The organism is Thioalkalivibrio sp. ALMg9, assembly GCF_000380625.1.
Taxonomy (GTDB): domain Bacteria; phylum Pseudomonadota; class Gammaproteobacteria; order Ectothiorhodospirales; family Ectothiorhodospiraceae; genus Thioalkalivibrio; species Thioalkalivibrio versutus.
On record NZ_AQYC01000005.1, the window covers coordinates 1 to 25,383 of the forward strand.

Annotated in this window: 27 protein-coding genes; 18 read left to right on the forward strand and 9 right to left on the reverse strand. The window is 68.4% G+C overall.

The window, feature by feature from the left end:
• Positions 1–300: 300 nt before the first annotated feature.
• Positions 301–1,146, reverse strand: a complete 846-nt coding sequence (locus F792_RS0101230) for an SDR family oxidoreductase (protein ID WP_018168053.1) — start codon at positions 1,144–1,146, stop codon at positions 301–303.
• 130 nt (positions 1,147–1,276) lie between these two features.
• Between F792_RS0101230 and F792_RS0101235 the strand changes: the two genes are divergently transcribed.
• Positions 1,277–1,684 carry a YchJ family protein gene (locus tag F792_RS0101235; protein ID WP_018168054.1) on the forward strand — a complete coding sequence of 136 codons (408 nt, stop codon included), beginning with the start codon at positions 1,277–1,279 and terminating at the stop codon, positions 1,682–1,684.
• Positions 1,681–2,286, forward strand: a complete 606-nt coding sequence (locus F792_RS0101240) for a DNA-J related domain-containing protein (protein WP_026305874.1) — start codon at positions 1,681–1,683, stop codon at positions 2,284–2,286. Before F792_RS0101235 ends, F792_RS0101240 begins: the two co-directional genes overlap by 4 nt.
• 3 nt (positions 2,287–2,289) lie before the next feature.
• Here F792_RS0101240 and F792_RS0101245 read toward each other — a convergent pair whose 3' ends face one another.
• The 3 genes from F792_RS0101245 to queG all read right to left on the reverse strand — a co-directional run bounded on the left by F792_RS0101245 (position 2,290) and on the right by queG (position 6,948).
• Complete coding sequence (locus F792_RS0101245) at positions 2,290–3,081, reverse strand: ferredoxin--NADP reductase (RefSeq protein ID WP_018168056.1); 792 nt, start codon at positions 3,079–3,081, stop codon at positions 2,290–2,292.
• Between the two features lie 110 nt (positions 3,082–3,191).
• Complete coding sequence (locus F792_RS0101250; protein ID WP_018168057.1) at positions 3,192–5,636, reverse strand: EAL domain-containing protein; 2,445 nt, start codon at positions 5,634–5,636, stop codon at positions 3,192–3,194.
• Between the two features lie 142 nt (positions 5,637–5,778).
• Positions 5,779–6,948 carry a tRNA epoxyqueuosine(34) reductase QueG gene (gene queG / locus F792_RS0101255; protein WP_018168058.1) on the reverse strand — a complete coding sequence of 390 codons (1,170 nt, stop codon included), beginning with the start codon at positions 6,946–6,948 and terminating at the stop codon, positions 5,779–5,781.
• 18 nt (positions 6,949–6,966) lie between these two features.
• Here queG and F792_RS0101260 point away from each other — a divergent pair, with 18 nt between their 5' ends.
• The 7 genes from F792_RS0101260 (at position 6,967) to hflX (ending at position 15,149) form a co-directional block, all read left to right on the forward strand.
• Entirely contained in the window at positions 6,967–8,451 is a 1,485-nt protein-coding gene (locus F792_RS0101260) for a bifunctional ADP-dependent NAD(P)H-hydrate dehydratase/NAD(P)H-hydrate epimerase (RefSeq protein ID WP_018168059.1), read from the forward strand.
• Entirely contained in the window at positions 8,448–8,933 is a 486-nt protein-coding gene (gene tsaE, locus F792_RS0101265; RefSeq protein ID WP_018168060.1) for a tRNA (adenosine(37)-N6)-threonylcarbamoyltransferase complex ATPase subunit type 1 TsaE, read from the forward strand. The genes F792_RS0101260 and tsaE overlap by 4 nt, the downstream gene beginning before the upstream one ends.
• Positions 8,934–9,124: 191 nt before the next feature.
• Complete coding sequence (locus F792_RS0101270) at positions 9,125–10,429, forward strand: N-acetylmuramoyl-L-alanine amidase (protein WP_051080694.1); 1,305 nt, start codon at positions 9,125–9,127, stop codon at positions 10,427–10,429.
• A 120-nt stretch (positions 10,430–10,549) separates the two neighbouring features.
• Positions 10,550–12,427 (forward strand): DNA mismatch repair endonuclease MutL, encoded by a 1,878-nt coding sequence (mutL, locus tag F792_RS0101275; protein WP_018168062.1) that lies wholly within the window; start codon positions 10,550–10,552, stop codon positions 12,425–12,427.
• On the forward strand, positions 12,427–13,395 hold the full coding sequence (gene miaA / locus F792_RS0101280) for a tRNA (adenosine(37)-N6)-dimethylallyltransferase MiaA (RefSeq protein WP_018168063.1): 969 nt from the start codon (positions 12,427–12,429) through the stop codon (positions 13,393–13,395). The genes mutL and miaA overlap by 1 nt, the downstream gene beginning before the upstream one ends.
• 128 nt (positions 13,396–13,523) lie before the next feature.
• The gene (gene hfq / locus F792_RS0101285) at positions 13,524–13,784 is read left to right on the forward strand and encodes an RNA chaperone Hfq (RefSeq protein ID WP_018168064.1); all 261 of its coding nucleotides are present in this window, start codon (positions 13,524–13,526) and stop codon (positions 13,782–13,784) included.
• Positions 13,785–13,808: 24 nt separating this feature from the next.
• Complete coding sequence (gene hflX, locus F792_RS0101290; protein ID WP_018168065.1) at positions 13,809–15,149, forward strand: ribosome rescue GTPase HflX; 1,341 nt, start codon at positions 13,809–13,811, stop codon at positions 15,147–15,149.
• An 81-nt stretch (positions 15,150–15,230) separates the two neighbouring features.
• Here the strand turns inward: hflX and F792_RS0101295 are convergent, their stop codons facing one another.
• Complete coding sequence (locus F792_RS0101295; protein ID WP_018168066.1) at positions 15,231–16,811, reverse strand: LysM peptidoglycan-binding domain-containing protein; 1,581 nt, start codon at positions 16,809–16,811, stop codon at positions 15,231–15,233.
• On the opposite strand from F792_RS0101295, the gene F792_RS0101300 reads away from it, so the two are divergent.
• Genes F792_RS0101300 through dnaQ form a run of 3 tightly spaced genes read left to right on the forward strand, consistent with a single transcriptional unit; the run spans position 16,810 to position 18,747 of the window.
• Positions 16,810–17,571: a hypothetical protein gene (locus F792_RS0101300; protein ID WP_018168067.1), complete on the forward strand. Its 762-nt coding sequence runs from the start codon at positions 16,810–16,812 to the stop codon at positions 17,569–17,571. The two genes, F792_RS0101295 and F792_RS0101300, sit on opposite strands and share 2 nt — an antisense overlap.
• Positions 17,564–18,025 carry a ribonuclease HI gene (gene rnhA / locus F792_RS0101305; RefSeq protein WP_018145389.1) on the forward strand — a complete coding sequence of 154 codons (462 nt, stop codon included), beginning with the start codon at positions 17,564–17,566 and terminating at the stop codon, positions 18,023–18,025. Before F792_RS0101300 ends, rnhA begins: the two co-directional genes overlap by 8 nt.
• Before the next feature lie 11 nt (positions 18,026–18,036).
• Entirely contained in the window at positions 18,037–18,747 is a 711-nt protein-coding gene (gene dnaQ, locus F792_RS0101310; protein ID WP_018168068.1) for a DNA polymerase III subunit epsilon, read from the forward strand.
• Positions 18,748–19,015: 268 nt separating this feature from the next.
• Here the strand turns inward: dnaQ and F792_RS14955 are convergent, their stop codons facing one another.
• The gene (locus tag F792_RS14955) at positions 19,016–19,222 is read right to left on the reverse strand and encodes a hypothetical protein (RefSeq protein WP_038084186.1); all 207 of its coding nucleotides are present in this window, start codon (positions 19,220–19,222) and stop codon (positions 19,016–19,018) included.
• Between the two features lie 295 nt (positions 19,223–19,517).
• The gene (gene smpB, locus F792_RS0101315; RefSeq protein WP_018168069.1) at positions 19,518–19,997 is read right to left on the reverse strand and encodes an SsrA-binding protein SmpB; all 480 of its coding nucleotides are present in this window, start codon (positions 19,995–19,997) and stop codon (positions 19,518–19,520) included.
• Positions 19,998–20,194: 197 nt separating this feature from the next.
• On the opposite strand from smpB, the gene F792_RS0101320 reads away from it, so the two are divergent.
• From F792_RS0101320 to F792_RS0101330, 3 genes are read left to right on the forward strand one after another with little or no spacing between them, the layout of a single operon-like run.
• Complete coding sequence (locus F792_RS0101320) at positions 20,195–21,553, forward strand: sodium-dependent transporter (protein WP_018168070.1); 1,359 nt, start codon at positions 20,195–20,197, stop codon at positions 21,551–21,553.
• A complete protein-coding gene (locus tag F792_RS0101325; protein WP_018145393.1) occupies positions 21,553–21,993 on the forward strand; it encodes a type II toxin-antitoxin system RatA family toxin in 441 nt (146 codons plus the stop codon). The genes F792_RS0101320 and F792_RS0101325 overlap by 1 nt, the downstream gene beginning before the upstream one ends.
• 28 nt (positions 21,994–22,021) lie before the next feature.
• Complete coding sequence (locus F792_RS0101330) at positions 22,022–22,375, forward strand: RnfH family protein (RefSeq protein ID WP_018145394.1); 354 nt, start codon at positions 22,022–22,024, stop codon at positions 22,373–22,375.
• A 41-nt stretch (positions 22,376–22,416) separates the two neighbouring features.
• On the opposite strand, the gene F792_RS0101335 is transcribed toward F792_RS0101330, so the two are convergent.
• Positions 22,417–22,779, reverse strand: a complete 363-nt coding sequence (locus F792_RS0101335; RefSeq protein WP_018145395.1) for an outer membrane protein assembly factor BamE — start codon at positions 22,777–22,779, stop codon at positions 22,417–22,419.
• A 98-nt stretch (positions 22,780–22,877) separates the two neighbouring features.
• On the opposite strand from F792_RS0101335, the gene fur reads away from it, so the two are divergent.
• Positions 22,878–23,303 carry a ferric iron uptake transcriptional regulator gene (gene fur, locus F792_RS0101340; protein WP_018145396.1) on the forward strand — a complete coding sequence of 142 codons (426 nt, stop codon included), beginning with the start codon at positions 22,878–22,880 and terminating at the stop codon, positions 23,301–23,303.
• 351 nt (positions 23,304–23,654) lie between these two features.
• Here the strand turns inward: fur and F792_RS0101345 are convergent, their stop codons facing one another.
• Positions 23,655–24,344: a glutathione S-transferase family protein gene (locus tag F792_RS0101345; protein WP_018168072.1), complete on the reverse strand. Its 690-nt coding sequence runs from the start codon at positions 24,342–24,344 to the stop codon at positions 23,655–23,657.
• Positions 24,345–24,450: 106 nt separating this feature from the next.
• Here F792_RS0101345 and F792_RS0101350 point away from each other — a divergent pair, with 106 nt between their 5' ends.
• Positions 24,451–24,891, forward strand: coding sequence for an RNA-binding S4 domain-containing protein (locus F792_RS0101350; protein ID WP_018168073.1), 441 nt, complete (start codon positions 24,451–24,453; stop codon positions 24,889–24,891).
• On the forward strand, positions 24,888–25,358 hold the full coding sequence (locus tag F792_RS0101355) for an NUDIX hydrolase (protein WP_018168074.1): 471 nt from the start codon (positions 24,888–24,890) through the stop codon (positions 25,356–25,358). Before F792_RS0101350 ends, F792_RS0101355 begins: the two co-directional genes overlap by 4 nt.
• Positions 25,359–25,383: the final 25 nt, after the last annotated feature.

The following is a 25,383-nucleotide window of genomic DNA, read 5'->3' on the forward strand; positions in this document are numbered from 1 at the left end:
GTGTCGCCCCGGCGCACAAGTCGCGGCGCGTTACAAAACCCCGGCCCGCGCAGCGGGCCGGGGTCGCGGCAGTCGGGCGTGTTTCTTGGGTACTTCTTTGCACGAGCAAAGAAGCCAGTTTTTGATCAACAACGGGCGCGGTGCGCTCGCGAGAGAGCGCGTGGCAGGCGGCGGACCGGAGGCACCGTAAACACCGGATGGCGAACCGGGACCAGCCACAACAAGGCAGGCGGTGGACCGGAGGCAATGTAGACACCTGAGGCCGAACTGCGCCCGGGCCCGACGCTGCGAGGACCCTGGTCAGGTGGTGGCGATGTGGTCGAGCAGGGCGCGGTAGCCGGTGCGGTAGTCGGGATACTGGAGGCGATAGCCACTGGCATGCAGGCGCTTGTTGCAGCAGCGCTTGCCGGAGACTTCGCCCTCGGGCATCGGCGGTGTGCCGGGCGGATCGATCTCCATCGCCTGTGCCAGCCAGGCGAGCAGCTCGTGGCGCAGGGCGGGCTCGTCATCCACGCCCAGATAAATCGGGTCGGGGTCATCCAGATGGAACAAGTGGGTCAGCAGGCCCACGCAGTCATCGCGGTGGATGCGGTTGGTCCAGACCGGCGCTTCGTGCTGACCACGCACGCCCTCGCGTACCTTGCGCAGGTGGTACTCGCGGCCCGGGCCATAAATGCCGCCAAAGCGCACGACCACGCCGGGAAACGGACTGTCGGCGAGCAGCTGCTCGGCTTCCCGCAGGGCGCGCCCGGAGAACCGGGTGGGTTCGGTGGGGCTGGCCTCGTCCACCCAGCGGCCGTCGTCGGCGCCGTACACCGAGGTGCTGGAGACGAATACAACGCGGCGCGGCTGCTGGCTGGCCCGTTCCAGGGTGGTCAGGGTGTTGCGCAGGCCGTCAACATAGGCGCGACGATAGGCGGGCTTGGTGAACTCGCCCGGGGTGGCGATGAAATAAACGGTGTCGAGCGCCGGCGGCAGCTCCGGCAGGCCGTCCGCGACGCCGAAGTCGCCGGCCAGGGGCTGGATCGGCTTGGGGATGTGCTCCGGCCGGCGGCGCAGGCCCCAGACGGAGTGTCCGCCGTGGGCAAGTTGCTGGCCAACGGCACCGCCGAGATCGCCGCAGCCCATGATCAGGATGTTGGCCATTGTTCCCTCCGGGATCGTGATTCGCACGCTACCGATTTCGCTGGCGAAAGACCAGTGCCAAAATGAGGGTTCGACCGTGGGCGATAGCTCGGGCATGCTGACTGGAACGCAGATGAACGGGAGATGGGGCTTGGGCAAGGCGAGCCGAAAGAAGGTCGACACGTGTGTCTGCGGGTCCGGGCAGGACCGTGCCGCCTGCTGTGGGCCGTATCTGGATGGTACGGCCTCGGCGCCCACGGCGGAGGCGCTGATGCGCTCGCGTTATGCCGCGTTTGTGGAAGGGCGTGAGGACTATCTGCTGGCGACCTGGGCGGCCGCGACACGCCCGGCATCCATGGAGCTGGACCCGGAACAGCGCTGGCTGGGGCTCGCGATACGTGCGACCGAGGCGGGTGGGCCGGACGACGAGTCAGGCTGGGTCGAGTTCATTGCCCGGTCACGGGTGCGCGGTCAGGGCGTACGCCTGCACGAGCGTAGTCGTTTTCGCCGCGAAGATGGGCGCTGGGTGTATGTCGACGGGGAGTTTCCGGGCGCATGACAGCCGCTTCGGATGCGGTCGCGTCACCGGTCCATCCGGCATTGCTGGATCGGGTGCTGGAGTGCCTGCGCATGCAGTCGGACGGGCTGACCGAGCACGCCCTGATCACGCAGTTGCGCGACGCGGGCGTGGAGCCGTTTTCCGGGGCGCGGCTGCAGGAGCCCTTGAGCCTGTTTCAGGCGCACTTTGTGCTGTTCCACTGCCTGTACCGGCTGCGCGACCGCCTTGCGGAGGGCGGCGAAGGCTTGCGTATCCACTGCCTGGATATCGGGGTCGAGCCGCTGCGGGAAGGTGGCGCGGTGGATGGGCTTCTGGCGATGCACGATCCGTTGCGCGCCTATTACCTTGACCTGGCGCAGCTGGAAACCATGGATGCGGCGGCGGTGGAGGCGCTTCTGGGTGAGTTCTGGTCGCAGCTGGGGCGTGACCAGCAACGCGAGCAGGCGCTGGAGGTGCTGGAGCTTGCGGACCCGGTGGATGCGGATACGATCCGCCGACAGTACCGCCGGATGGCGCAGCGCCACCACCCGGACCGGGGTGGCGACACGGCCAAACTGCAGCGGATCAACGCGGCCCGCTGGATCCTGCTGGTCCGGGGCTGAGGTTCAGTCGTCCGAGTCCGACATGGTGGTCACGAAGGCCTGTTCCACGGTGAAGGTACCCACGCCCTTGTAGTTGGTCTGGGTCCAGCCGTGTTCGGTGAGCCACTCGCTCATCTCGCGGTTCATCGCCGGGTTGCCGCACAGCATTACGCGGTCGTGTTCCGGATCCGCGGGCGGCAAATCGAGGATGCGGCTTAGCTCGCCGGAGCGGAACATGTCAGCGCCACGCTGGTTGTTGTCGTAGGGCTGCTGCGCGATCGGGCAGGCGAAGTCGTGGTTCTCGCGGGTCACGGTCGGCACGTAGCGCAGGCGGTCGCTGATGCGCGACTCGATCTCCTGGCGGTAGGCCAGTTCCTCGACGGTACGAACGCTGTGTACCAGCACTGCATTGTCGAAGTGCTCGAACAGCTCCGGGCTGCGGATCAGCGAGATGAACGGGGCGAGCCCCGTGCCGGTGGCCAGCATGTACAGGGTGCGACCCGGCTGCACGTAGTCGAAGGTGAGCGAGCCGGTGACCTTGGTGTTGATCCAGATCGAATCACCCGGTCCAGCCTCGGCCAGGCGGCTGGTCAGGGCGCCATCCGGCACGTGGATGCTCAGGAACTCCAGTTCCTCGGCCTCGGGTTCGGAGACGATCGAATACGCACGCGGAATCAGCTTGCCCTCGGGGCGCAGCCCCAGGGTCACGAACTGCCCGTTCTTGAATTCCAGACCCTCCGGGCGCGTGGTGGTGAAGCTGAAGGTCTTGTCCGACCAGCGGCGCGTGGAGGTGATGCGTTGTTCCGAATACGGCATAAGTGCGTGGTTTTCCGATTATTGTTCGGTCCTACGCTAGCAAGTCCTGGTGCCGGAAGCGAAAGCGCCGGCAAAAACCAAGGAAAACACTCGGAAATGGGTGCCGCTCGTCAGTGGACGTTGCTGTCGATGGGCGTGAGGTGTTGCTCCAGCGGTGCCGGTTCCGACAGGTAGAAGCCCTGCACGAAGTCCAGGCCGATCTCTCGCAGGCGGTCCATGGTCGCGGCTGATTCGACACACTCGGCGATGGTGCGCAGGCCGAGGACATGACCCACGCGATGAATGGCCGTGACCATGGCCGAGTCCACCGCGTTGTGGGCAATATCGCGCACGAAGCTACCGTCGACCTTGATGAAGTCCACCGGCAGGTTCTTCAAGTACCCGAATGACGACAGACCGCTGCCGAAGTCGTCCAGGGAGAAACGACAGCCCATGTAGCGCAGGGTGCGGATCAGGCTCTGGGCACGTTCGTGGTGGCTGATGGCTGCGGTCTCGGTGATCTCGAAGATGATGCAGCGCGGCGGGATCGCGTAGTGCTGCAGGCGCTCGGTGACGAACTCCAGCATGCTCTCCTGCGCCAGCGACTGGCCCGAGAGGTTGATCGCCAGGGTGGGGTCGCAGTGGGAGGGGTTCTCGCGCGGCGCACGATGCCGGGCGAGCATGGCGAAGGCGTTGTCGATGATGTGGCGGTCGATATCCGGCATCAGGTGGTAGCGCTCCGCGGCCGGGATGAAGCTGCCCGGCGGGATCAGCCGGCCATCCTCGTCGCGCAGGCGCATCAACACCTCGACATGGGCAAGGTCCGGGTCGACCGGGCCCAGCGGGTGGACGGCCTGGCCGAACAGCGCGAAGCGCCCTTCCTCCAGCGCCGAGCGGATGCGGCCGACCCATTCCATCTCCCCGCGTCGGCGGCGCAGGGCCTGGTCGCTGGGCTGCCAGACGTAGACCTGGTTGCGGCCGTTTTCCTTGGCGGCGTAGCAGGCGGAGTCCGCCTGGCTGAGGATCTCGGGCAGGGTCTGTTCCGGGCCGCTGACCGGCACCAGACCGATGCTGACGCCGACATCGAAACGCCGGCCCTCCCATGCGAAGCGCAGGGACTGCACGGTCTCCAGCATCTTCCGGGCAATCGCCTCGGCGCGTTCGGGCGGGCAGTGGCACAGCAGCACGCCGAATTCGTCGCCACCTAGTCGAGCCAGGGTGTCGTTCTCGCGGATCAGGTGCCGCAGGCGCTCGGAGAGTTCCCGCAGGAGCTCGTCGCCGGCCTGGTGACCGCAGGTGTCGTTGATGATCTTGAACTGGTCGAGGTCCATGTAGAACACCGCATGCGGCGTCTCGCCCTCCTCCTGAATGTGCAGGGCCTGGTCCAGCCGCCGCTCGAATTCGCGGCGGTTGCACAGGCCGGTGAGGTCGTCATGGGTCGCCTGATGGTTGAGCTGCTGGGTCATCTGCCACAGCTCGGTGTGGTCGTGCAGCACGACCACCACACCCTGGGCCTCGCGGTTCGGGCGTTGCAGGGGCGAGGCCAGCATGCGCACCACGCGGGTTTCGCCGTCGGCGCGATGCAGTATGCGTTCGGGCGATTCCACGGTACCGCCCAGGTTCAGGCAGTGTTCCACCGGGCGGAGCACGCTGGTCCCCGTCCGGGTGTCTTCCAGGTCCAGCAGTTCGTCCACCAGGCGGCCCTGGGCGCTGGTGGCATCCAGCCCCAGCAGTACCTGGGCGGCGGGGTTCAGGTAGGTCAGGCGCCCGTGGGTGTCTGCGGTGATGACCCCGTCGCTGATCGATTGCAGCGTGGTTAGCAGGCGGTCCCGTTCGGCACCCGTGGCGGCCTCCGCGGCCCGCAGCGAGGTGACGTCCCAGGCCACGCCGAGTACGCCTGGGCGGCTGGATTCGCCATCGGTCAGCGGCATCCATGAGACGCGTAGATGGGTGTCACCAATACGGACCTCGTCGTCGAAGCTATCCCCCCTCAGAGCGCGTTCCACGGCATCGATCACGTTGGGCTGGTCGGCGTAGACTTCCCGGGCGTCGCGGCCCAGGACATCGCCTGGCTTTAATCCCAGGGTCCGGAGGCCGGCTCCCTCCGATAGCGTGAAGCAGCCTTCAGCATCTAGCGCGAACAGGATCAGCGGGGCATGGCGAATGGTCGCGCCCAGCTGGGTCTCCAGGCTCTTCAGCGCCTGCTCCGACTGACGCTCGCGGGTGATGTCGCGCACGGTCGCGAAGACCTCGAGCTCGCCGTCCGTGCGGATCGCGTTGATGTGCACCTCGGCCGGAAATTCGCCACCGTCACGGCGCCGGTAGCGGCTCTCGAAGTGCGCGGGGAGGCGCTGTTCGGGGTTGGAGTGGGCCTGGTCCACGTCGTCCTGAGTGGCCTGCAGGTCCAGCTCGGTGATGTGCACGCCGCCGGTCAGTTCGGCGCTGGTATAGCCCAGCAGTTCGCAGGCGGCGTAGTTGGCCGCGACGATCCCGCCCTTGCGGTCGAGGACCAGATGAGCCTCGGGCGCCTGTTCGAAGATCCGCTGATAGCGCGTGGTGTCCGGGTGATCGGGCATGGCGGCGGGCTGAACCTTTGGTGGCGGGCCGGGCCCCGCGTCGGGGCGTGATTCGGCACCGGAGTGTCGCCGGTTGCGTCGGCACTGGCAACCTTGGGAGGTGCGGATTTGCCTCTTCCGCGGCGGTTTCTGCTTGCCCGGCTTACCCGGGCGCTTGGGTGAGCCGGGACAGGTTTTCCGTGGACAGGGGCGCGCTGGGCGGGGGGTTGCGCAGTTGTTCGCGCGCCCAGGCGGCGTGTTCGCGCACCAGCTCGGAAGGGTGCTCGGCGCGGGCGGCCAGGGCTGCGTCCGCCTCGGGTGTGGCCGGACCGTTGCCGAGGGCCACAGCGAGGTTGCGTAGCCACTGCGCATGGCCGATTCGGCGAATGGCCATGCCCTCGGTGCGGGCGAGGAAGGTTGCCTCGTCCCAGGCGAACAGCTCGACCAGGCTGGCGCTATCCAGACCGTGGCGGGCGATGAAGTCGGGTTCCGCCGTGACCTCGGCAAAGCGGTTCCAGGGGCAGACCAGCTGGCAATCGTCGCAGCCGTAGATGCGGTTGCCGATCAGCGGGCGCAGGTCCTCGGGGATCGCACCCTTCAGTTCGATGGTCAGGTAGGAGATGCAGCGGCGGGCGTCCAGGTCGTATGGCCCGCGGAACGCCCGGGTCGGGCAGACATCGAGACAGGCGGTGCACTGGCCGCAGTGCTCGTCCACGGGTTCATCCAGTGGCAGTGGCAGGTCGGTAAACAACTCCCCGAGGAAGAACCAGGAGCCGCTCTCGCGCGCCAGCAGATTGGTGTTCTTGCCAATCCAGCCCAGCCCGGCGCGGGCGGCCAGGGCCTTTTCCAGGATTGGCGCGCTATCGGTGAAGGCGCGATAACCGAACGGCCCGACCTCCGCCTCGATCCGGCGCGCGAGGGTGGTCAGGCGCTTGCGCAGCAGCTTGTGGTAGTCGCGGCCCAGGGCATAGCGCGAGACATAGGCGTGATCGCGTTCGGCCAGCTGGATCGCCGGGCGCCGGGTGGCCGGCGGGAAGTAGTCCATGCGCACGCTGATGATGCGCTGCACGCCGGGCACCAGGGCATCCGGGGCGTGGCGCAGGGGGGCGCGGTCGGCCATCCAGTCCATGTCGCCGTGTGAGCCCTGGGCCAGCCAGTCGTCCAGATGCCGGCGATCCGCCTCGGGCACCTCGGCGGGGGCGATGCGCACGGCCTGGAAGCCGAGCTCGCGTCCCCAGTCGCGGATGCGTTCGGCAAGCTCGATGGATTGGCGTGGATCGAGGCGCTGAGGCACGATTTCGGCTTCCGCGACGGAGGTGATGGCGTGAATCATGAACCCGACCCACAAGCATTGACCAGCGCACTGTTCGATAACGCGGGCATGCGGGCCCTGGATGCCGCCGGCCTGGCCCTGCCGGGGATGGCTCCGGGCGAGCTGATGGAGCGTGCCGGGCAGGCCCTGTTGACGGTGGTGCGCCGCGACTGGCCGCAGGCCCGCCGCATCGGGATCCTGTGCGGGCCCGGCAACAACGGCGGGGACGGCTACGTGCTCGCGCGGCGGGCCGCCGAGGCCGGGCTGGAGGTCCGGGTTCATGGCGGCCCTTCGCGGGCGCGCCCCGAGTCCGATGGTCGCCAGGCCCATCGGCGCTGGCAGGCGGGCGGCGGCGAGGTCCATGCCCTGGAAAGTTTCGACCCGGCGGCCGCGGACCTGTGGGTGGATTGCCTGTTCGGGATCGGCCTGGAGCGGCCGCTGACCGATGCCTACGGCGCGGTGATCGAGTCGCTGAACGCGAGTGGGCGACCGGTGCTGGCGGCCGATGTGCCCTCGGGCGTGGATATCGATCGCGGCCGGGTCCTGGGGGAGGCGGTCCGGGCCAGTCACACCCTGACCATGATCGCCGACAAGCTGGGCCTGCATACCGGGGCCGCGGTCGACCGGGTTGGTCGGGTGGAGGTGGCCCCGCTCGATCTCCCTGCCTCGGTGACCCATGGCATCGCGCCGGTTGCGCGTCGGATCGGGCCAGCGGACTGGCGGCAGCGCCTGCCGGTGCGGCGCCCGGGGGTGCACAAGGGCGACTGTGGGCATGTGCTGATCGTGGGCGGCGCGCCCGGCTACTCGGGGGCCGCGCGGCTGGCGGCGACGGCCGCCCTGCGCGCCGGGGCCGGCCGTGTGACCCTGGCCACGCACCCCGAACACGCGGCCTGGGCGAACCTGGAACGACCCGAGTTGATGGTGCGTGGCGTGGCGGATGCCAGCGAGTTGCAGGCCCTGATGCGTCGCGTCGATGTCGTCGCGGTGGGGCCGGGATTGGGACAGGACGCCTGGGGTCGTGGCCTGTGGCTGGCGGTGGCGGATGCCGACCTGCCCCGGGTGGTGGATGCCGATGCCCTGAACCTGCTGGCCGAGGCCCCGCGCCGGGGCGAGGACTGGGTGCTGACCCCGCACCCAGGCGAGGCCGCCCGTCTGCAGGGGCAGGATGTGGCCACCATCGAGGCCGATCGCCCCGGGCAGGTGCGGGCGCTGGCCGCGCGCCTGGGTGGAGTGGTGTTGCTGAAGGGGGCGGGCACGCTGGTCGCCAGTTCGGGTGCGGAGCCGCTGGCCTGTGTCACCGGCGGCCACCCCGGTATGGCCACCGCCGGCAGCGGGGACGTGCTGACCGGCATCATCGCCGCGCTGCGCGGGCAGGGCGCGGATGCGCGCAGTGCCGCGGAGATCGGGGCCGCCTGGCACTGCGCCGCAGCCTGCATCGCGCGTGATCGTCTGGGCGGGGCGCGCGGGATGCTGGCCGGGGATCTGGCCGAAGCCCTGCCGGCCGCGGCTGGGGGTGGGGCATGACGGTAGCAGCGGCCCCTCTGATCCTCCCGCACCTGGAGGCAACCGAGGCGGCCGGGGCCGCGCTGGCGGCGCTCGACGCCCCGCATATCGTGTTCCTGGAGGGTGATTTGGGTGTCGGCAAGACCACCTGGGTTCGGGGTCTGCTGCGCCGGCTCGGGCATGAAGGCGCGGTCCGCAGTCCGACCTACACCCTGGTGGAGCCGTATGCGCTGGCGGGGCGCGAGGTCCTGCACTTCGACCTTTACCGCCTGGGTGATCCCGAAGAACTCGAGTACCTGGGGGTGCGCGAGGCCTTCGGGGGCGATGTCCTGTGGCTGGTGGAGTGGCCGGAGCGCGGTGCGGGCTGGCTGCCGGCGCCGGATCTGGTGGTGCGCCTGGCGCATCGCGAGGGCACAGCCGAAGGCCGGGAGCTGTGGCTGGAGGGGCCGCTGGCGGCGGCCTACCACCGGGTGCTTCGGGGCCAGGAGATCGTGACAGGGTGACACGCCGGGGCTGCCCCGGAGTTGGCCCGCCACGCGCACAATGCGCGATATCTCGCTCATAAAGAAAGAAAATTGCTATTGCTTTTCCAGAAAAAGCGTCCACAATGTAGTCAGAACCCCTGATTACAAAGGGAAACGCCGTGGGCCAATCAACATCGCCGGATCTGCGCCGCCGCCAGCTGCTGCGCGCCATGACTGCCCTCGGGCTGGTCGGGGTGCCTTTGCCGGCCCTGGCTCGCACGGACGTCCGGCGCGTGCGCATGTCCGTGGATGGCGGAACCACCCGTCTGGTCTTCGACATGGACGGCGAGGCGGAATACTCCATGTTCCACCTGCAGTCTCCCGACCGCCTGGTGGTGGATCTGGAGAACGCGCGGGCCGTGGAAGACCTGACCATCAGCGATAACCCGCGCTCGGCGATCAAGGCCGTGCGCCATGCCGCACGCAATGGCTCCGATCTGCGCGTGGTGTTCGACCTGCGCAAGCCGGTGGAGCCGAGCAGTTTCGTGCTGATGCCGGCACAGGGTGCGCCGCACCGCCTGGTCCTGGATCTGGCCAGCGGCGAGGCACCCGCCGCGCCGCGCTCGGCGGAGAACAACGGCTCCCGCCGTGGGCGCTCGCAGGAGGACCTGCGCGATGTCGTGGTCGCCATCGATGCCGGTCATGGTGGGCATGATCCGGGTGCCATCGGCCCCGCCGGCACCCGCGAGAAGGACGTGGTCCTGCAGATCTCGAAGCGTCTGGCCGAACGCGTGAACAGCGAGCACGGCATGAAGGCCGTGATGACCCGCAGTGGCGACTATTTCCTGCCCCTGCGCGAGCGCATCGAGCGGGCGCGCAAGGCGGACGCCGATATCTTCGTGTCCATCCACGCCGACGCGATCGCCAATCGCAGTGTCCAGGGTTCGTCGGTGTACATGCTGTCCGAGCGCGGGGCCTCCAGCGAGGCGGCGCGCTTCCTCGCCCAGCGCGAGAACCAGGCGGATCTGAGCCTGGGCGGGGTGCCGATCAACGGCAAGGACGATTCCCTGACCAACGTGCTGCTGGATCTGGCCCAGAGCGGGAGCCTGGAGGCCAGCAACACCCTGGCCGAGCGGATGATCGCGGAGCTCCACCGGGTGGGCAAGGTGCGCAAGCCGGAGGTAGAGCGCGCGAACTTTGCGGTCCTGCGCTCGCCGGACGTGCCGTCGGTCCTGGTCGAGGCGGCCTTCATCTCCAATCCCTCCGAGGAGCGCAAGCTGCGCAGCACGACCTTCCAGAACTCGCTGGCGGACGCCCTGCTGACCGGGTTGCGGTCGTACTTCTCCACCCATGCCCGTCCGGGCACGCTGATCGCCGACGGCCAGCCCGACCAGCACATCATCCGCCCGGGCGAGACCCTCTCCGGGATTGCCGATCGCTATCGCCTGTCGCTGGCGGACCTGCGTTCGGCCAACGATGTCCGCGACGACCGCATTTACGCCGGCCAGGTCCTGCGTATCCCCCGCGACTCCTGAGCCCGGCACCTCCGGGCAGCCCGTCACGTCTTGCAGGCGTTGTTCGGCCGCCGGCTAGGCACTCCGGCGCTGCCCCGGTTAGGCTAGGCACCCGGTTCTCGTCTCTCCCAGGTGTCGCGCGTGGCGATCGCAAAGCTCTCCGAACAACTGATCAATCAGATCGCCGCCGGCGAGGTGATCGAGCGTCCGGCCTCGGTGGTCAAGGAGCTGCTGGAGAACGCCCTGGATGCCGGGGCGACGCGGGTGGATGTGCGCCTGGAGCAGGGTGGCATTCGACTGATCCAGATCAGCGACAACGGCAGCGGGATTTATCGCGACGAGATGCCGCTGGCCCTGTCGCGCCATGCCACCAGCAAGATCGCCTGCATGGACGATCTCGAGGCGTTGCATACCCTGGGCTTTCGCGGCGAGGCCCTGCCCTCGATCGCCTCCGTCTCGCGGCTGTCGCTGACCTCCATGGTGGCGGACGAGCGCAACGGCTGGCGCCTGACCGGGGATGGCTCCGATATCTTCCGCGAGGCCGCCCCGGCGTCGCATCCGGTGGGCACGACCGTCGAGGTCCGCGACCTGTTCTTCAACGTCCCGGCGCGGCGCAAGTTCGTGCGTACCGAACGCACCGAATACAACCACTGCGAGAACGTCATCCGCACCCAGGCGGCCGCCTGTCCCGAGGTCGCCTTCAGCCTGCGCCACAATGACCGCGTCACCCTGGACCTGCCGGCGGCCGACGACCCCGGCGAGCGGGTGCGGGCGCTGCTGGGCGATGCCTTCCTGGAGCATGCGACCCCGGTGGACGAACAGCGCGCCGGGCTGGCGCTGTCCGGCTGGCTGGGCTCGCCGACCCAGTCGCGGGCGCAGCCCGATCAGCAGTTCTTCTTCGTCAACGGCCGCGCGATCCGCGACCGCGTGCTGGCGGCGGCCGTGCGCAAGGCCTATCAGGACGTGCTCTACCACGGGCGGCATCCGATGTTCGTGCTGGACCTGGAGCTGGATCCGACCCAGGTGGATGTGAACGCGCATCCGACCAAGCAGGAGGTGCGCTTTCGCGAGTCGCGCATGGTTCACGACTTCATCTTCCACAGCCTGCACAAGGCGCTTGCCGCGTTGCGTCCGGGGGATTCCGGGCATGCCGCGGCGGTACCCGACATGGGTGCGCCGGCCCCCTCCGGTCGCCCCATGCCCATGCCGGCGCAGGCGGATCGGCCGCTGTCCGGGCTGGGTGTGCCGGGTGCGGGCGGTGGGTATGCGCCCCCTCGCGAACCGCGACTTGAGCCGGTCGGGCGCGATCCAGGCTTTGGTGCGGCCTGGGCCGAGTTCCGCGGGACGTCTGCGGTGGCCGAGGTGCGGCCCGCCGCTTATGACACCCCGATGCCATCCGCCACGTCCGGTGCGCCCGCAGCGGACCCGGACGGCATGCCGCCCCTGGGGTTTGCCCTGGGGCAGGTAGCCGAGACCTTCATCCTGGCCGAGAGCCCCCGCGGCCTGATCGTGGTGGACATGCACGCGGCCCACGAGCGCATCACCTATGAACGTCTGAAGCGCGAATGGGAGGGGGCACGGGTGACCTCGCAGCCCCTGCTGGTGCCGGAGACCCTGGACGTCACCCCGGCCGAGGCCGAACTGGCCGAGGAACGCGCGGACCTGCTTGGGGAACTCGGCTTCGAGCTCGACCGCGCCGGCCCCGAGACCCTGACCCTGCGCGCGGCGCCTGCGTTGCTGCGTGGCCAGGACACCGCGCAGCTCGTGCGCGATGTCCTGGCGGACCTCGCGGCCGATGGCTACAGCCATCGGGCCGAGGGGGCGATGAACGCGGTACTGGGAACGATCGCCTGCCACGGTTCCGTGCGTTCGGGGCGACGCCTGACCCTGCCCGAGATGAACCAGTTGCTGCGCGACATGGAGGCCACCGAACGTTCCGGCCAGTGCAACCACGGGCGCCCGACCTGGGTGGAGCTGGACCACTCGGCGCTGGACCGGCTGTTCCTGCGAGGACGCTGATGGCCGGACTGGATGGGGACCGGCCGCCGGTCATCCTGCTGGCCGGTCCCACCGCGAGCGGCAAGACCGCGCTGTCGCTGGCGCTGGCCGAGGCCCTGGACGCGGAGATCGTCAGCGTGGATTCCGCGCTGGTCTATCGCGGCATGGACATCGGCACCGCCAAGCCGGACGCCGCCGAGCGTGCCCGCGCCCCGCATCACCTGCTGGATATCCGCGACCCGGAGGACACCTACAATGCCTCCGACTTTGCCCGCGATGCCCGCGCCGCGATCGATGCCATTCATGCCCGCGGCCGGGTCGCCCTGCTGGCGGGCGGCACGCTGCTCTACCTGCGCGCCCTGCTGGACGGCTTCGATCCGATCCCGCCGGTACCGGATGCGGTCCGCGAGTCCGTGCGTGCCCGTCTGGAACACGAGGGCGCCGTGGCCCTCCATGCCGAGCTGGCCACCGTGGACCCGGAGGCCGCCGCGCGCATCCACCCGAACGACCCGCAACGCATCCTGCGCGCCCTGGAGGTGTACGCGGCCAGTGGCCAGCCATTGTCGGGCTTCCAGAGTGGCGCGGCCGCGACGGTCCCGGCGGGCTGGGTGTCGCTGGCCCTGTGGCCGGCGGATCGCGAGCGCCTGCGTACCCGCATCGCCGACCGCTTCGATGCGATGCTGGAGGCCGGCTTCGTCGACGAACTGATGACCCTGACCCGTCGCCCCGGCCTGACCGCGGAGCACCCGTCGCAGCGGGCGGTGGGGTATCGCCAGGGCTGGCAGTGGCTGGCCGGCGAATGCGACTTTGCGACCTTTCGCGAGCGGGCCATCGCCGCGACTCGCCAGCTCGCAAAACGCCAGCTCACCGGGCTGCGGCGCTTCCCCCTGCATGCCCGGTTGAACGCCGAGAACGCGGATTTGTCGCAGGCTCTGCGGGCAATCCAGGCTGCACGGATGGCGGCCCCCGCAGCGGCGACGTCCGAATAACGCCCGGTGTACGCCTGGAGCGGCGCCGCGAAGCCGGTATGCTACGCTTCAACCTGACCGTGCGGCGGGCCGAACTCGAGCCGCCGGCGCGGGTCGCGAACCAATAATAACGATCAAGGAACGCACCGATGGCCAAAGGGCAAACGTTGCAGGAACCCTTCCTGAATGCGCTGCGTCGGGACCGGATCCCGGTCTCCATCTACCTGGTGAACGGGATCAAGCTGCAGGGGCAGATCGAATCCTTCGACCAGTTCGTGGTGCTGTTGCGCAGTACGGTCTCGCAGATGGTCTACAAGCACGCCATCTCCACGATCGTGCCGGCCCGTCAGGTGAACATGAATCTCGAGGGCGAGGCAGCGGCCCCCGCCTCCGCCGAGGCCGAGTCCTGAACATGAGTGGAGGTCTCTGCCAGCTTGTTTGAGCGTCCGGAGAGTGCCGGCGACGAGCGCGTCGGCAATGGTGCGGTCCTGGTCGCGCTGAATGTCGGGGACAACCCCGATATCGAGGCCCAGGTCCAGGAATTCGACGAGCTCGTGCGCTCCGCCGGGGCCGAGATCATGGCGGTGGTGCGCGGCTCGCGCGACCGGCCGCACCCCAAGCTGTTCGTCGGCGCCGGCAAGGCCGACGAGATCCGGGATGCGGTGGAGGCGTCGGGTGCCGACGTGGTGATCTTCAATCACGCCCTGTCGCCCAGCCAGGAACGCAACCTCGAGGCCCACCTGAAGGCCCGGGTGCTGGATCGCTCCGGCTTGATCCTCGATATCTTCGCCCAGCGCGCCCGCTCCCACGAGGGCAAGCTGCAGGTGGAGCTGGCCCAGTTGCGCCATATGTCCACGCGCCTGGTGCGTGGCTGGACCCACCTCGAGCGGCAAAAGGGCGGGATCGGCCTGCGCGGTCCGGGGGAAACCCAGCTGGAGACCGACCGCCGCCTGCTGGCCGGGCGCATCAAGCACATCGAGCGGCGTCTGGAGAAGGTTGAACGCACCCGCGAACAGGGCCGTCAGGCGCGCCTGCGCAACGAGATCCCCACGGTCTCGCTGGTGGGCTACACCAACGCCGGCAAGTCGACCCTGTTCAATCGCCTCACGCATTCCGACGTCTACCAGGCGGATCAGCTGTTCGCGACCCTGGACCCGACCCTGCGCCGTCTGGACCTGGCCCCGCACCAGTCGCTGATCCTGGCCGACACCGTGGGCTTCGTGCGCGATCTGCCGCACGAGCTGGTCGCCGCGTTCAAGGCGACCCTGACCGAGACCCGCGAGGCGGCGCTGCTGCTGCACGTGATCGACGCCGCCGACCCGGAGCGCGAGGCGCGCATCCGCCAGGTCGAGGAGGTGCTCGAGGAGATCGGCGCCGAGGACGTCCCCTGCTGGCGGGTGTACAACAAGATCGACCAGCTGGAGAACCCGGCCGAGGACCCGGACGACCGTTTCGGAATGGCGGACGATGCCTTCTGGCTGTCGGCGCATACCGGCGAGGGTGCGGAGCGCCTGGAGCAGCGTCTGGCCGAGACCTTCACCGAGTCCATGACCCAGGGCTGGGTCGAGCTCCCGGCCTCGGCCGGGCGCCTGCGCGCCCAGCTCTACGAGGAGAAGGCCGTGGAGGCCGAGCAGACCACGCCGGATGGGTCGATCCAGTTGCGCCTGCATGTGCCGAAGCGGCGTTTCGAGCAGCTCTTCCGGGCGGCCGGGCTGGACCCCGAAACCGTCCGCCTGCAATCGGAAGCACCGGGGGCGGCGGCCGCCGACCACTGAAGCCGGCCGCGGCTCTCTTGCGCACGAAAAAGGCCCCGGGTTCAACCGGGGCCTTTTTCGTGGCGTCGATGTCGTCGCGGTTCAGGCGTCGCTCTGGGCGATCGCCTCTCCGTCGGCGCTGGCCAGGTACAGGGTCAGGGTCTCTCCGGCTCGGATGCCGTCGCCGTTCAGCCCGTTCCAGCGCCGCAGGTCGCCGATGCTGACCTGGTGGCGGCGAGCGATGGTCGACAGCGAGTCGCCGGGGCGGACCTCGTACTCGACGCGCTGGCCGTCGGGCCCACGGTCGGGATCGGCGCGCACCACCTTCAGGGTGTCGCCCGGGCGGAGGATCGCGTCCGGGTCCAGGTCGTTGGCGGCGCGCAGGGCGCCGATGGACATGCCGGTGCGCTGACTGATGTGCCACAGGCTGTCGCCAGCCTGCACCTGATAGTCCTCCGCTAACTGGCTGTTGTCGCCGGCCACCTGCAGCGGAGCCTCTTCGCTCGGGGCGGAGGCCGGCAGGCGCAGGGTCTGACCGGCGCGGATCATGTCGTCGTCGAGGTTGTTCATGTCGCGCAGCACGGCGACGCGGGTGCCGGCGCGCTGGGCAATCTGGCCGAGGTTGTCGCCCGAGCGCACGGTGTATTCGCGGAACCGGAGCAGCGGTTCATCGTTGCGGGTCTCCAGTGCCGCCTCGAGGGTGGGCAGCGCCTCGCGCGGGACGAACAGGTGCTGGGCGCCGCCGGGGTGGGTGGCATGGCGGTGGTAGCCGGGGTTGAGCTGTTTGAGGGTCTCGGTATCCAGGTCGGCGAGCTCCGCGATTAGCGAGAAGTCCGCCTGCTGGCCGGGTTCGATCATCTCCAGCGCCGGTTCGTTGGCGATGGGCGCGATGGCGATGTTGTGGGCATCGGGGTCCAGGAACAGGTGGCGCAGGGCCAGCAGTCGCGGGATGTACGCGGTCGGCTCGGACGGCAGGTCCAGGCTCCAGTAGTCAGTGGGCTCGCCGCGGGCGGCATTGCGGTCGATCGCGCGCTGGATGTTGCCCTGGCCGTAGTTATAAGCGGCCAGGGCCAGGTACCAGTCGTCGAAGCGTCGATGCAGCGCCTGGAGGTAGTCCAGCGCGGCGAGGGTGGATTTGTAGACGTCGCGGCGGCCGTCGTACCAGTGATCGCGCGACAGATCGAAATAGTCGCCGGTGGCGGGCATGAACTGCCAGATCCCCGCCGCGCGGCTGCGCGAGGTCGCCTGGGCGACGAAGCCGCTCTCCACGATCGGCAGCAGCAGGAGCTCGGCGGGCATGTCGCGCGCCTCGATCTCGGACAGGATGAAGTAGGCGAACGGCTCCGCGCGCCGGGTGCTGTACTCGATGATCCGTGGATGGTCACGGTAGTGCCTGATATAGCGATCCACGCGTTCGTGGTCCAGCGCGTCGTTGAAGCCGAAGCCCAGGCGCGCGCGCTCCCACAGGTCGTCGGTCTCGGCGGCACGTTGCGCGGCGTCGCGCTGCTGGCGTTCCATCGCGGCCTGCACGTCCTCGGTCGTGCGCGGTTCCACGATCGGCCGATCCGCCGCCGAGGTGTCCAGCGTGCGCTCGGAGTCGTGTAGGCTACAGGCAGAGGCGAAGATCGCCGTCAGGCCGAGAATCAGGGCGGTGGTCAGTCGTGTGCGGAGGCGTGGTGTCATGGCGCTGGAGGATAAACCAGAGATGGGGGATCACCAAGACCCATTCCTGACTTGGTTGGCGCACTGGTATGCCCAGCCGCAGGGGCGGAGGGTCCGCGAGCGCTTTCTGGAACGCATTCGGCGCTATGGCGATCCGGGCCCCGGGGGGCTGGCGGTGGAGCTGGCGCCGGTGCCGATCCTGGAGGACAGCGATGCCCTGCAGGCCCCGCTGATCCGGATCGCCTCGGCGCGCCCGGCGCTGCGCATGGACCCCGAGGCCTGGCCGCTGGAGTCCGGCTGTGCCGGGCGCATCGTGCTCGCCCATCCCTGCGCCCAGAGCGAGCAACCGGCGGCGGTGGTGGCCGAGGCGGCCCGGGTGCTGGAGCCCGAGGGACGGGTGTTTCTGCTGGAAGGCAACCGCCTGCAACGCGGTGGGCGCAACGGGGTGCGCGCCTCGCCTCTGCCCGAAGGCCTGCGGCGGCGCCAATATCGCGAGTTGCTGGAGGCGGCGGATCTCGAGGTGCTGGATCAGTGGAGCCTGAGCCTGCTCCCACCGGGGCTGCCCGCCGCCTGGCAGAAACGCCTGGCCACCATGGATGCCTGGACCCTGCGCGGTCTGCCGCCGCTGGCCAGCATGATCCTGACCGTGGCCCACAAGCGGGTGAACATGCCCCTGCGTCCGGAGCCGCGTTTCCGCTTCGCCATGCCCAACCCCGCGATGCGTCCGGGGCTGGTATCCTCGCGCTCCTCTCATTCTGGAGCCCGCCGAACGCATGGCTGACGAACGCGTGTACATCTATACCGACGGGGCCTGCCGTGGAAACCCCGGGCCGGGCGGCTGGGGTGCGATCCTGCGCTTCGACGGGCGCGAGCGCGAGCTCTACGGGGCCGAGGCCGAGACGACCAATAACCGCATGGAGATGACCGCGGCCATCCGCGCGCTGGAGACCTTGAAGCGCCCCTGCAAGGTGGAGCTGGTCACGGATTCCAAGTACGTGAAGCAGGGCGTGACCGAGTGGATGCCGGGCTGGAAGCGGCGCAACTGGAAGTCCGCCAGCGGCTCCCCGGTGAAAAACCGTGATCTCTGGGAGGAACTGGATGCACAGGCCCAGCGCCACGATATCGAGTGGTACTGGGTACGGGGCCACAGCGGTCACCCGGAGAACGAGCGCGCCGACGAACTGGCCAATGCGGGCATTGATGCCCTGCTGGCCGGCGAACCGATCGAGAACTGAAGGAAACCACGATGCGCCAGATCGTGCTGGATACCGAGACCACGGGCCTGGACCCCTCCGACGGCCACCGCATTATCGAGATCGGCTGCCTGGAGCTGGACAACCGCCGCCCCACCGGGCGCAAGCTGCACGAGTTTCTGCAACCAGATCGCGAGATCGACGCCGGCGCGATCGCGGTGCACGGGATCACCAACGAGTTTCTGGCCGACAAGCCTCGATTTGCCGATGTCGTCGATGACTTTGTCGACTTCATTCGTGGGGCCGAACTGATCATTCACAACGCGCCCTTCGATGTCGGCTTCATCAACAACGAGCTGCGCCTGTTGGGCGATGTGGCGCCGGCGTCCGAGGTGGCCGAGGTCAGCACCGTGCTGGATTCGCTGGTGATGGCGCGGCGCATGCACCCGGGGGCGCGCAATTCCCTGGATGCCCTGTGCAAGCGCTACGAGGTGGACGGCTCCGGCCGCACCCTGCACGGGGCGCTGCTCGATGCCGAGCTGCTCGCGGATGTCTATCTGGCGATGACCGGCGGGCAGGTGGCGCTGACCCTGGATTCCGGAGGCGACGGCGATGCCGCGGCCGGCCCGGTCAAGGCGCGGCGCTCGGGCAAGCCGCTGCCGGTGATCGAGCCGACGCCCGAGGAGCAGGCGGCGCACGAGGCGCTGCTGCAGACCCTCGACGAGGCGGCCGGCGGCACCTGCCGCTGGCGCGCCAACGCTTGATCCTGGCGCCCGACGCGGGCTCTGCTTCTGCGTTTCGGTGCCTTCGGCCCGTCACCCTGCCTTGTTGTGGCTGGCCATAGTTCTTCCTTCGGTGTTTACGGTGGCTTTGCTCCGCTTACTGCCATGCGCTGTCTCGCCAGCGCGCCGCGAGGTACTTTCTTGCTTGCCCAAGAAAGTACCCAAAGAAGGGCACCCGGATTCCGCCCGGGAACCTTGCTCCAGGGCCCTCGGGCCGGCGGCGCTGAACTCGCTGCGCCTTCGGCTCCGCTCAGACATCCAGCGCCTTCTCCCGGCCCGAGAACCCTTCCGCAAGGGGCTCCATACGGGAGGGGAAAGTCAAAACAGACGGTGTTCCGACCTCGTGGCACAAAAGCAGGCACAGCCGCTCGAACACCCTCGGCGCCCGCTCCGCGGGCGCGGCACGCAACGGCCACAGGCCGAGCGTGCCGAAGATGCCGGAACAGCCTGCCTCCAACCAATGGCGCAGGCCTTCGGATCGCAATTGTCTTGACCTACCTCCCCGGGGTCGCGGCAGTCGGGCGTGTTTCTTAGGTACTTCTTTGCACGAGCAAAGAAGTACCTCGCGGTGCGCTCGCGAGAGAGCGCGTGGCAGGCGGCCAGACGAAGCCACCGTAAACACCGGCGGAGGGCGAACCAAGGCCAGCCACAGCCTGGCAGGCGACGGACCGAAGGCACCGTAAACGGCGAGTGACGGGGCAGGGACATCCGGCGCGAGCCGGAATAGGGATGATGGGCGGGGTGCTGTGGCGTTAGCCGTGCTTCAGGATCCGCGCCCGCTCGCGTTCCCAGTCCTTGTCCTTCTTGTCAGCGCGCTTGTCGTATTCCTTCTTGCCCTTGGCGAGGCCGATCTCGAGCTTGGCTCGCCCGCGCTTCCAGTACAGAGCCATGGGTACCAGGGTGTAGCCCTTGCGCTCCACCGCGCCGACCAGGCGGTTGATCTCCGCGCGATGCAGCAGCAGCTTGCGCGTGCGGCTGGGATCCGGATTGATATGGGTGGAGGCGGTCGGCAACGGGGTGATGTGGGCCCCGAACAGGAAGGCCTCGCCGTTGCGCAGCAGCACGTAGGCCTCGCTCAGCTGCGCGCGGCCCGCGCGCATCGACTTGACCTCCCAGCCCTCGAGCTCCATCCCCGCCTCCAGGCGGTCCTCGATGAAGAATTCGTGGCGCGCCTTGCGGTTGAGGGCGATGGTGCTGGACGGTTCCTTGGCTTGTTTCTTGTTCTTTCCCATAACCCGGGCAGTGTACTGCAGGCGGGCGGCCGAAGCAGTCCGAATGTCCGGGCGCGCGGGGTGAAAGTTGAGCCGGGCGACCCGCTGCCCCACAATTCCGGCGGACCCGGCGATGCGCTTGAGCGACCGGCCCCGGCCGATCCCGGGGGCGGCGGCCCACGGGAGCGCCTCCGTCTCCGTTCAACAAGGAGCCACTGATGCCAGCCACGACCTCGATCCACGGGCAATGGACGACCCGCCTGGCCTTCATTCTCGCGGCCACGGGTTCGGCTGTTGGCCTGGGCAACATCTGGCGTTTCCCCTATATCGCCGGTGAGAACGGGGGTGGCGCCTTTGTGCTGGTTTATCTCGGCTGCATCCTTTTGATCGGCCTGCCGGTGATGATGGCGGAGATCCTGCTGGGCCGGCGCGGGCGTCAGAGCCCGATCAACACCATGTCGGCGCTGGCGCGCGAGGAGGGCCTGACGCGCGCGTGGGGCATGATCGGCTGGATCGGGGTGCTGGCCGGATTTCTGATCCTGTCGTTCTACAGCGTGGTCGCGGGCTGGTCGCTGTCGTATGTCTTCAAATCGGGGACCGGCGGCTTTCTCGGGCTGGATGCGGATGGCTCGGAGTCGATGTTCGGCAACATGCTGGCGGACCCGGAGGCCCTGCTGGCCTGGCACACGATCTTCATGGTGATGACGGCGATGGTGGTCGCGCGTGGGGTGCAGTCCGGCCTGGAGAAGGCGGTGACCATTCTGATGCCGCTGCTGTTCGTGATGCTGGTGGTGATGGTCGGCTATGCGATGGTCGAGGGGCAGTTCCTCGCCGGACTGGAGTTCCTGCTGTATCCGGACTTCTCCGCGCTGTCCGCCAACGCGGTTCTGCTGGCGATGGGCCAGGCCTTCTTTACGCTCAGCCTGGGCATGGGCGCGATCATGATCTACGGCAGCTATCTGCAGAGCGATGCGTCCATCGCGCGCACCTCCGCGGCGGTGGTCGGGGCGGACACCCTGGTCGCGATCATGGCCGGGCTGGCGATCTTCCCCATCGTGCTCGGGGCCGGGCTGTCGGCGGAGCAGGGGCCGGGGCTGATCTTTGTGACCCTGCCGCTGGCCTTTGCCGACATGCCGGGCGGGCTGTATTTCGGCACCATGTTCTTCGTGTTGCTGGTGTTTGCGGCCTGGACCTCGGCGATCTCCATCATCGAGCCGGCGGTCGCCTTCCTGGTCGAGAACATGGGGCTGACCCGGGTGATGGCGACCGCGATGATCGCCATCGGGGCCTGGTTCCTCGGCATCGGCGCATTGCTGTCGCTGAACGTCTGGTCCGACTACACCCTGTTCGACATGGGCATCCTGGACCTGCTGGATTACGTGACGGCCAACATCCTGCTGCCGCTGGGTGGGTTCCTGATCGCGATCTTCGTGGGCTGGCGCATGACCGAGCGCTCGGTGCAGTCCGAGCTGCGCCTCAAGCACCCGGTCCTGTACCAGGTCTGGTACTTTCTGGTGCGTTTCGTCGCGCCGGTCGCGATCCTGTTTGTGTTCCTGCGCGCCGTGGAGTTGATCTGATGGCCTCGAAGATTCGCCGCTACGCGGACGTGCCCTACAGCCGTGAACAGATGTTCAATCTGGTGAATGACGTAGACGCCTATCCGCAGTTCCTGCCCGGCTGCCGCAGTGCCTCCGCGCGCCCGCGTGGCGAGCACGAGGTGGAGGGCACGATCGAGCTGGCCAAGGGGGCGCTGCACAAGTCGTTCACCACCCGGAACACGCTCAAGCGCCCGGAAAGCATCGACATGCGCCTGGTCTCCGGGCCGTTCCGACGCCTGCACGGGACCTGGAGCTTTACCGAGGTTGAGGGCGGCAAGACCCGCATCGCCCTGGAGCTGGAGTTCGAGTTTGCCAACCGGCTCATGGCCTTTGCGATTGGCCCGGTGTTCACTCAGATTGCCAATTCGCTGGTGGATGCCTTTGTCCAGCGCGCGCGCGAGGTCCACGGTGACGGATAGCCACGTGGCACCGGCCGCAGAGGGCGGCATGATCCGGGTGGAGATTGCCTACGCGCGGCCCGACCGGCAGGTGATCCTGCCGCTGGTGGTGCCGGAGGGCACGACGGTCGATACCGCGCTGCGCCAGTCGGAGATTGAACTGCAGTTCCCCGAGATCGATCTGGACAACGCCAAGGTCGGGATCTTCGGCAAGATCACCCGTAGGGACACCGTGCTGCGCCCACGCGACCGCATCGAGGTTTATCGCCCGCTGATCGCGGACCCGAAGGAGGTGCGGCGCCAGCGTGCCGACAAGGGGCGCAAGAAGAAGCCGGGCAAGGGTGACGCCGGCGCCGCCGACGACAAGCCGAAGGAGGCGCCGGCCGACAACGCGAAGGAGTAGCAGGGGCGTGCGGCGGAGGAATATGCCGCCGCACGCGGGTGTCAGTCGTTGTCTCTGTCTACCGGATGCTCGTCCAGCGCCACCGGCTGCGGGATGTCGGCATCCACATGGCTGACTACGCCGTTGTCGAAATGCACGGTCACTCGCTGGCGTTCGGTGGAGCCGAAGCCTGGACGGCGATAGTAGACGTAGTCCCAGCGGTCATCGGCCCGGAAGGCGGGCTCCAGCTGGGGCGACCCCATCAGGAAGCGGACCTGCTGCGGGGTCATGCCGGGCTGGATCTGGGCCACCTGTACGGGGTCGATCACATTGCCCTGCTGGACATCCAGACGGAACTGGTTGAGGCCACCGCAGGCGCTCAGCAGGCTTGCGGCCACGGCGATAGAAATGAGAATCTTGATCATCTGAGCGGGCGGTCCTCGGCGTCTGGTGGGCCGTGAACGCGCATGGTACACCAAAGCGTCCCGCCTCTCTCAAGCGGACGGGACCGGGAAAACGGGCAATGGAAACGAGTAATCTCAAGAAGGCCGGGCTCAAGGTCACGCTGCCGCGGATGAAGATCCTCGAGATCCTCGAGAACTCGGAAACCCGTCACCTGACGGCCGAGGCGATCTATCGCGAGCTGCTCGATTCCGGCGAGGAAATCGGTCTGGCCACGGTGTATCGCGTGCTGACGCAGTTCGAGGCGGCCGGGCTGGTCTGCCGCCTGCACCTGGAGGGCAACCAGGCGGTGTTCGAGCTGGAGCGGGGCGGGCACCATGACCATATCGTCTGCAACCAGTGCGGGCGGGTGGAGGAGTTCTTCGACGAGACCATCGAGCGGCGTCAGCGCGAGGTGGCGCAGCACCACGGCTTTGCCATCAAGGACCACGCGCTGGTCCTGTACGGCGACTGCACCGACAGCGCCTGCCCCCACCGCCCCGCCTGACCACGCGCTTCCCGTAGCCGCTGTCCCAGTCGCGCCCATGCGTCACACACGGCGTGTGATGCCTGCCCGCTTGCGGGCTATTGTTCGCCCAGGAGTGGCTGGTCCCGGTTCGGCGATCGGTGTTTACGGGGGCTTCGTCCGGCCGCCTGCCAGGCGCTGACTCGCCAGCGCCTGGCAGGCGGCCGGACGAAGGCACGTAAACACCAGAGGACAAACCATGGCCAGCCACAACCAGGCAGGCGGCGGACCGAAGCCAGCGAAAACACCAGAAGTCGAACCATGACCAGACTCAACCCGGCGGTTGATGGGCCGAGTCCGACCACTGGGGTAGGCGGTCGGGTGAAGCCTTGGTCAGGCGGGCGCGTCGAGCTGCGCCGCGAAATGCGCCGGCGCAAAGCCGTCCTGCTGGCGCAGGTAGTCGGCCAGTTGTGCCGCAAAGTCGGTCGGGACCGAGTCCCGCACGGCCGGTATCTCGCGCAGCTGGTCCCAGCGGGCCGCAAGGCGCGGAAAGGCCTCGGTCTCCCAGGGGCTGTCCGGATCCTCCAGCAGCGCATAGCGCATCAGGATCGGGGCCAGGGTGGCATCAATCAGCGAGAAGCCGGGCGCGGCCAGGCGGTCGTCTTGCGTCATCTGCTGTTCCAGGCGCTCCAGCCCGCGTGCGGCGGTGTGGCGCGCCAGCTCGAAGGCATCCTCGGTGGTCGCGGTCATCCAGTGGTACTGGGCAAAGGTCTGTTCCGAGAGGTACTCGATCCAGGCCCGGGTCCGCGCCTGTTCCAGCGGGTCGGTCGGCATCAGCGCGGGCGGGGTAATGGCATCGATATATTCGTTGATCACGGCCGACTCGAACAGCACCGTATCGTGGTCGACGATCAACAGCGGAACCTTGCCCAGGGGCGAGCGTTCGCGGAACCAGTCCGGCGGGTTGGCCAGATCGATCAGGCTCAGCTCGAACGGCGCCTCCTTGTATTTCAGTGTGATCACGCTACGCTGAACGAACGGACAGATGGCGAAACTGATCAGGTGCAGATGCGGCAGATTCATGGTGGTCTTCGGCGTCCGCAGGTGGGGCGGGGCCCCGATCCGGGTCGCCGGTTCCTCGCTATTAAAGGGGGCGCATTGTCTCCCCTCGTGATGTCGCGGGAAAGCCTTGGGCAAGGGTAGCGGCCACAACGGGGCGCCCGGCGCCGGGCTGCGGATCGACAAATGGCTTTGGGCCGCCCGTTTTTACAAGACGCGCGGCCTCGCCAGCGAGGCGGTCGGCGGCGGCAAGGTCCACGTGAACGGCGAGCGCTGCAAGCCGGCGCGTCGGGTGCACACCGGTGATCGCCTGACCATCCACCGCGGCCCGCAGGTCTGGGAGCTGGATGTGGTCCATTTGAGCGATCAGCGACGGCCGGCGCGCGAAGCCCAGGCGCTGTACACCGAGACCGAAGAAAGCCAGGCCCGGCGCGCGGCCGAAAGCGAACGCCGACGCAGCGAGCGCGCGGTCGCGGACAGCGCCCCCAGCCGGCGCCCGGACAAGCGCGCGCGGCGCAAGATCCGCCGCTTTATTCGCCAGGACGGCAGCGATAGGAGTGAATCCGAGTGAACAACCCCGAAGGCTCGAGTGGCCCGCCCGTCACACCCCGGCTGGCGGTGGATATGGTCATCCGCCACTCGGCGCAGCCCGGTCGTGTGCTGGTGATCGAGCGCCACAACCCCCCGCACGGCTGGGCCCTGCCGGGCGGCTTCGTCGACGTCGGTGAGTCCACCGAGGATGCCGCGGTACGCGAGGCGCGCGAAGAGACCGGGCTGGAGGTCGAGCTGGAGGCGTTGCTGGGGGTGTATTCCGACCCGCAGCGCGACCCGCGCGGGCACACCGTCAGCGCGGTCTACATCGCGCGGGGCCGGGGCGAGGCCAGGGCCGGGGATGACGCTGCCGACTGCGCCTGGCTGGACCCGGAAGACCCGGGCCAGGTGCTGGTCTTCGACCACCGACGCATCCTCGACGACTATCGGCGCTGGCGCCTGACCGGCGAAACCGCCGCCCCGCGTCCGGTACAAAAAACGGGATGAATCCGGCCAAGCTGTTACCATACGG